At 39.3% G+C, this 7663-nt stretch carries 5 protein-coding genes; 2 read left to right on the top strand and 3 right to left on the bottom strand.

Translation table 11 applies throughout. The features are described 5' to 3' along the window. Nucleotides 1-1124: 1124 nt before the first annotated feature. A complete protein-coding gene (locus ACJAT7_RS16490) occupies nucleotides 1125-2039 on the top strand; it encodes a DUF1295 domain-containing protein (RefSeq protein ID WP_415227897.1) in 915 nt (304 codons plus the stop codon). A 524-nt stretch (nucleotides 2040-2563) separates the two neighbouring features. Here the strand turns inward: ACJAT7_RS16490 and ACJAT7_RS16485 are convergent. Further along, nucleotides 2564-3751, bottom strand: a complete 1188-nt coding sequence (locus ACJAT7_RS16485) for a serine hydrolase domain-containing protein (protein ID WP_415227896.1) — start codon at nucleotides 3749-3751, stop codon at nucleotides 2564-2566. Nucleotides 3752-4210: 459 nt separating this feature from the next. On the opposite strand from ACJAT7_RS16485, the gene ACJAT7_RS16480 reads away from it, so the two are divergent. Next, complete coding sequence (locus ACJAT7_RS16480) at nucleotides 4211-6013, top strand: DEAD/DEAH box helicase family protein (RefSeq protein ID WP_415227895.1); 1803 nt, start codon at nucleotides 4211-4213, stop codon at nucleotides 6011-6013. A gap of 180 nt (nucleotides 6014-6193) precedes the next feature. Here ACJAT7_RS16480 and ACJAT7_RS16475 read toward each other — a convergent pair whose 3' ends face one another. After that, on the bottom strand, nucleotides 6194-6751 hold the full coding sequence (locus tag ACJAT7_RS16475; RefSeq protein ID WP_415227894.1) for a transposase: 558 nt from the start codon (nucleotides 6749-6751) through the stop codon (nucleotides 6194-6196). A gap of 726 nt (nucleotides 6752-7477) precedes the next feature. Then, on the bottom strand, nucleotides 7478-7630 hold the full coding sequence (locus ACJAT7_RS16470; RefSeq protein ID WP_293759862.1) for a hypothetical protein: 153 nt from the start codon (nucleotides 7628-7630) through the stop codon (nucleotides 7478-7480). Nucleotides 7631-7663: the final 33 nt, after the last annotated feature.

Below are 7663 nucleotides of genomic sequence, written 5' to 3'. Positions count from 1 at the left end.
ATTATTGCGGTTTCCCTCGGTCTTGGCTTAGGCTTAGCGCTGGTACCTGATATATTCGCAAAAACCCCTGATCTAATACAAAACATTTTCAGCTCAGCCGCCGCCACTGCTGGGCTTACAGCAATGTTACTGAGCTTTATTTTACCGGAGCTAAAAGAACAAGAATGATACAAGTTTTAGGGATAGTCTTATAATTTTATACTCATTAGTCAGAGATAACTGGTTTTATGGACCGTAAAATTAAACATTTAATCGCCGACGGACGTTGCAGTTAGACGCGGTATCAATAGTTGGCTCAAGGCGCTATGGACGATGGCCATCATCTATTTGGAGTGTTCTGTTAGCAGCAGATAACAAAACTGTGATGATGGAGCAAGGTAATAACAAGCCCCTGACTCAAACAAAATGCCATTAATACAGCCCGTTACAAAGCAGTTTGCTCCAGGCCAACTCCGAAATATGACTCTGTAACAATAGCTAAGGCTTTTAAAACATGCGCTTGCTCACAAAATTGAGAAATATAGCACATATGGCATCCAGTATGTCAGAACGACAATGACGTGATTTAACCTGAAACCATACTTAAAACCAACGTTGAATGTGCCCAGCAGTTACATATCATCTCTTATTCAATAGACGATTCACGTGCGGAGGCTAATAGGGGCGAGCGTCGGTAAAATTGATGCCTGACATATTAGTTTTAAAAATAAATCCATACCAAACTGACATGTTTTAATAGTGTGACTAAGACCCTAATGAATACACCCATCGTAGATCTTATTAAATAATGCTGAATATTTGATTCAGTCGCGGTCGGGTTAATATTAAATAGGAAGAATGTTTAGTGTTTAGTGTTAACTATCAACATTAATCAGATTTGGAATTGATCCTGTAGACACTATCTTTCTCCTCAGATCCCAAAATGAGGTCTTATCGGGTTCTAATCTTGAGATAACCTTTTTTTTATTATCATGTCACTCAACAATTGTGAGCGACATGATAAATTTTATAAAAAGGTATTACCTCGCTGACGTCTAAAAATTAAGACCCGTTGATTAGAGCAAGTACTTGGTTTATTGTTCTAAAAAATTAACAAAATATAATAATTATAAATTCTGGAAATCATGAAATATTTCAAACCTTTAATACCTTTTTTATTAGGCTGCATAGTTTTATTAATCAGTAACAACTTTTTTGAATTCACTTTAATTAATGGTCTATCGCAGTTATTACTATTTATATTGGTGGTAAATATTCCTGCAAAGTTAACCGGTAGAATGTCTTACGTAGATATTGGTTGGCCGTTGGGTTTAGCTTTAATTGGCCTTCTAGTTCTGGTTTACGGTCAGGGCGCAGATACTAAAAAATGGCTAGCGGCTATTTTATTTTTATTTATGGGGCTGCGTATGGGTCTGATGGCGCTTCTGTATTTAACCAAAGGAGCGTTTAAACGAGAGCTACCCCGATACCAATATCAGAAACTACGCTGGGATAAAGAAGGTAAAGCCAATGTTAATTTGGCTATGCAAGTAGAGATTTTAGTTCAAGCCTTTGCAAATATGAGTTTTCTAGCCATGCCTGCTTTATTAATTGCGTGGAACCCAAACTCTACCTTTCATTGGCTAGAGATCCTGGGTATTGGTCTTTGGCTGTTAAGTTATGGCTTAGAAAGTCTTGCCGATAAACAAAAAAATAGCTTTATTAGTATGAATGTAAAAGCAGGAGATAGGCGCGCATTATGCAATGTGGGTCTTTGGCGCTTTAGCAGACATCCGAATTACTTTTTTGAATGGATGGTTTGGAACTCATTAGTCGTGATTGCGCTGCCATCAGTCATGGCGCTTTGGAGTACAGAGCCTTTAGTCATAATGTTAGGTTTGGTGGGTGTTTTATTGATGGCATCACGAGTAATGTTTACCACATTAGTCTATTACACTGGCGCTGTTCCTGCTGAATACTATTCAGTACAAAAACGCCCTGAATACAAAGAATATCAACGTACTACCAGTATGTTTTTCCCAAAAAAACCCAAGTTCTAGCATATCAAGTTTAAGTGCATCAGTATAAAAATAGAGCGGGAGCGAAGTGGGCTATTCTTTAATTAAATTGAGACTACAAAATAATCATCAATCAATAACATCAGCTCGTTTGATTTACCTTCAGCTCAGGTGATATACGGAGCATATATTGCCTTTTGCTTTTATATCCGTTGACTAAATTTATACATAAAAATTATTTGTGATAAAAAGACAAAACCTGACCTCCATGGCTTATGGTTTGGTGTCACTGTGGTTTACATTTTGTAAACCGCCTCTTTTGTAGATTTATGTTTTCTTTATGTTTTTTCTAAATAATTAATCTAAATCATATTAGTCAGACCCACTATTAATAAGTACAAACACTAATGCCACATTCCATGTAATGATTAGATACTTAGTCTAATCTATTGAAAAATGTCCATTAAAAAAGAGCGGTTTGTACATTGCCGTCAATAATTTACAAACACCCAATTAAACTTCTAGTGAATTGCGAATCGCCGTAAGCTAATTTTTGTCTTGCTAATTTATTGGTCAAGCATGGCCTGAATTTCGCTGATAAATGCAAAACGCTGTTGATTGAGTTCTTGATCTGTTGCGCCTAACCAATTGCCATTGAGGGCGATCACTAATTGTCTTGCTGGGTCAATAAAGATGGTTTGTCCAAATATACCGCGCGCAGTAAAAGTGCCATCGTCAAAAGTCCACCATTGATATCCATAACCAGAGCCAGGTTGACCGATATCGGCTTGCTTGCTTGTTGCTGTTTTAAACCAGCCGTCAGGGAGTATAGATTTTCCATTTATGTTGCCGTCCTCAAGCACAAAAAGACCGTATCTTGCGAAATCACGCAAGCTAGCTTGAATACAGCAGCCAGAAATTTCCTTGCCATCAGGACCCAATAACCAGCTAGCTTGATCAGCCATGCCGAAGGGCTGCCAAATTTTTTCGCCAAGGTATTGTGCAATAGACTGACCTGTTGCCGCCTCAACCAATATGCCAATCAAATTTGTTTCGCCAGTAGAATATAACCACTGCTCGCCCGCTGGATGGGCTCGGGATAAAGTGCGCATGTAACTTACAATGGTGGGTAAACCATCGGTCGCAATGTGATTATTAAAACGGGCCACATCTGACTGAGGATCGGTATAGCTTTCATTCCAATCTACCCCAGACGTCATTGTCAGTAACTGCGAAATCGTTACGCTATCATACACAGAGCCTTTGAGACCCTTGATATAATCAGACACATTATCATCGAGGCTTTTAATATTGCCATCTTTCAGTGCGATCCCCACAAGGGAAGAAGTAAAGGATTTTGCAACCGAGAAGCTAGTCCATCTCTTATCAGGGGAATGGCCCAAGCCATAGCGTTCGAAGCGAATATTGCCCTTGTGTAAAACCAACATCCCAGCAAGGCTTTGCGTTTCAAAAAAAGTGTTTATGTTAGTAGTAAAGTCTAGTGGTTCGCCAAGTGATAATGCGCGTTTGTTGGAGCTTGGTTGTATTTCTTTAGACTTTACCAAAACTGAAATTTTGTCCATCATTTTGAAGCCTGCATCACGCTGGCTTTGACTCCAAAAAAGAATGTTGGTATCTGTGGGCGGATCGGCCAGCAGTGCTCGCCAATCAGGACCCATTGACCACAAGCTAATACCAGAGATTGCGAAAACAGCCACTAACAAGATGCAGCCCCACTTTATTCCTGCTTTCATTTACGTATTCCTATCTAAGTATTAATCTTTAGCTAACTTAACCGCAGGTCTTTAAGCTACCAGTTCAGCAGGAAAATATAAAGAAGGCACTCGTTTTAAAAAGCAGCAAAAAAATAGCGAAGAATTAGCTAAGGTGTAGCAAGGTAATAGCTAAGTGGTAACTAAGTAGTAGCAAAGAATCATTCATCAGTTCAGCATCAAGGTATTCAAACAGCTACAAACGTTATGCTCTAACTCAGTCACGTAAACCAAACGACTTTAATTGATACCAATATAAGAGTCCAATATAAGAGTCAGGGTCAATTTAAATAGCTTGATTAACCTCAATTCATAGTTCACTTACTCAAAAATTCGACTTGCCCCTACTTTATATTTTGTAAAACATCTAAACCACCTTGGTCACTATGGTATTGTAGTTTCACTGACAACACCTTCACTCTCCCCAATATTCCAAGCATTATGAGCCAAACATTCATATTACGAAATTACCAAACTCAAGCTGTTAATGCGGCTTTAGAACATTTTCGTAATAGTGATGATCCAGCGGTGATTGTGTTGCCTACCGGTGCAGGTAAAAGTTTAGTGATTGCTGAGTTGAGTCGATTGGCAAAAGGGCGTGTCATTTGCCTTGCACATGTAAAAGAGTTAGTAGAGCAAAATCACTCAAAATTTCTTGCTACGGGTTCGCCAGCAGGTGTTTTTTCGGCTGGATTGGGCCAAAAAAATAGCACAGCAAAAACGACTTTTGCAAGCATTCAGTCACTGTCTGCTAGCCTAGACTCTTTCCGAACCCCTGCCAGCCTGATTATTATTGATGAGTGTCATCGAGTGGGCATAGATGACAGCGGTCAATACAATAAAACGCTAACGCATTTTCGCACGCTTAATCCTAGCGTAAAAATTCTTGGTTTAACCGCTACACCCTATCGATTGGGCAGCGGCTGGATTTATCAACATCATTACCATGGTTATACAAGACCATGCATGACTTCTTTTTTTAAAAAATGTATTTTCGAACTACCACTCCAGCACATGGTAAAAGACGGGTATTTAACACCACCTATTCACTATGATGCAGCCATTGCACATTATGACTTTAGTTTGCTGACACAAAGCTTGGACGGTGAACAAGACACTGATGATATTGCCTTAAATGAACTTATTCACAAACATCCACGAGTGACCAAAGCGGTTACCGAGCAAATTTTACAGCTTAGCCAAAACCGTCAAGGCGTGATGATTTTTGCTTCAACCATAGATCACGCACAAGAAATCACTGGTTATTTACCTGCAGACCAAACAGCCTTCATTACCGGTACCACAAGAATAAAACAACGTGACGCATTAATAGCCGCGTTTAAAGCCAAAAAAATTAAGTATCTGGTCAATGTGTCTGTATTGACGACAGGCTTTGATGCGCCACATGTTGATGTTATTGCTATTTTGCGTCCCACTCAATCCATTAGCTTATTTCAACAGATTGTAGGACGTGGTTTGCGGCTGAGTCCGGGGAAAAATGATTGCTTAGTATTGGACTATACCAATAATGGTTACAACATTTTTCAACCAGAAATTGGGGAAAAAAAACCCACACAAGATTCTGTTGCTGTTCAAATCCATTGCCCTCAATGTGATTTTGCAAATGTATTTTGGGGCAGAAAAGACACAGAAGGTAATATTATTGAACATTTTGGACGTCGTTGCCATGGCTTGATTGAAGCCCGCGAAGGCCCCGATAGCCCTGAAAACACAGAAGTCCCAGATGACCCCAAATACGAGACACAATGCACTTATCGTTTTCGCTTCAAATGCTGTCCTTATTGCAACCAAGAAAACGATATCGCCGCCAGACAATGCCAGCATTGCTCAGAGAAGTTAATTGACCCCGATGATTTATTAAGAAGTGCGTTAAATTTAAAAAATAATAAAGTACTGCGTTGTGCTGCCATTACGCCAGAGATTATCTGGGCGGACAAGTGTTTAAAGGTAACCTACCACGACGAAGACGGCCTCACGTTATCGGAAACCTTCCGCTTTAATTACAAAAATTCGAGACAAGCATTTAACGATTTATTTGCACGAAGAATAGCTAACGCAAGTCAGTCGATTCAGTTCAACTCACTGGAAGAGTTGGAGAAGTTTTTACCTTACCTACCAGCGCCTGACTTTGTGATAGCCAAAAAGCAAAAACATCACTGGCAAGTGACCGAACGTTTATTTGATTACGAGGGTCCTTATCGAAAAGCGAATGAACTTAGCTGATAAACATAGAGGGGTAAGTTTTTCTTTTTGCCCTACCTTATAACGCAAGTAAAAGGGTCAGAGTTAGTTTAAAGCTTTCACTTCACTTTTGTTATTGTGCCAACCGAGTGGCCTGCTTCGTTTCCTTTCAATAACCCATCGCCCTGTAAACGTAAGTAAAAGTAAGTAAAAGGGTCAGAGTCAGTTTAAAGCTTTCACTTCACTTGTGTTCTTGCGCCAACCGACTGGCCTACTTCGTTTCCTTTCAATAACCCGTCGCCCTGTAAGACGCTCAATATCAGCAAGAAAGTGTTCGTTACCTAGCGCTAACCCCTTGTTGCTCGCTTGGCGAATATCTTCCAACAACTTACCTTCTATCTGTTGTGCAAACAATCCGCGATACGCTAACTGACGCTCCTTTTCATTTATTCCAAGTCGAGTGTAAATAGAATGAGGTGTTAACAAATCACTCTTTTTACCAAAAGCATTACATTGATAGCTTGACCAAAAGTAAACGGCTTGCTCATCGTCCTTGGATCCCCTCACAGGGTTCAACTTGATATAACGATAAACTTGCATAAGGTAGGTTTTCTCTTGCAACAAACAGGATGTAAACCGCCCTTCCCACAATGTGCCTGTTCGTTTATAACGGCGATTAAAATAAGCCACATACATTCGACCTAGAGACTGCATCATTTGCGAAATTCCGCTGGCATTGCTTGGGGTACACAAAAGATGAACATGATTGGTCTTTAACACCCACGCATGAACACTGACTTTATATTTTTTAGAATACGTTTAAGCCAGCCAACATAAGCTTGCATATCCTGTTCACATGCAGATATCGCATGAGGATTATTCCCCGCTGGATCGATTGTTCAGGCATGCATGCACTGGAAACTCGTTTCTTTCTGGTCATTAAAACAACCTATATTTTTAGTTATAAAAATAGGGTGGTTTGTTTAAATTGATTCTTGTGTCTGACACTTTTATTTACCCTTTTTATTTACAGGACCACAAATAGTCTCACGTTTATAAGCTACAATATGCCCAAACCGTGATGGTTATCATTCGTGTGAATAAATACAAAAAATATGCGGGTACTACACCTGTAACATAACGAAGCGGTAAAAAAGAATGGATGCATTGACGATGCTCATGTAACAAATTTTTACGGCAAACATTCGTTGAATGGGCACAACAATTGGTGCGCTATTCTTTTTAGGAAAAGTCTATTATTGGCAGCAATAAGCTAAAGGAAAACCACATAACACCATCATCAGAGCGTCGGCATTTAAGTGGATCAGAATATTGTTTCGGCGTTGAAAAATAAAGACACTACATAATGAATCAACGTATTTAGAAGCATTGAAACGTAACAGCTCCCCCCTAATTAAGATATGCGGTGGAAAGAAAGTTTTAGGGCTTGCGTTCCGCCTCAGGGGATGTCGTTATATTACCGCAATACAAAGACCAAATAGATAATTAGTTAGACTTGAAATTAGAATTTAAAACGTCAAGCTCTTTGAGTTTACTCTCAAGATTATCTAGCTTTCTCATAGTTACAATGGCAAAAACAAAACCAGAAATCCCCATTGACATGCCGATTATTCCAAATACAAAACCTAAGTCTTCCATGATGCAATTCCTCTATATTAATGTTAATAAGTA

The organism is Psychromonas sp., from assembly GCF_047632995.1.
Taxonomy (GTDB): domain Bacteria; phylum Pseudomonadota; class Gammaproteobacteria; order Enterobacterales; family Psychromonadaceae; genus Psychromonas.
The sequence above is the reverse complement of the archived record's forward strand: the minus strand, read 5'-3'. Positions and strand labels throughout refer to the sequence as shown.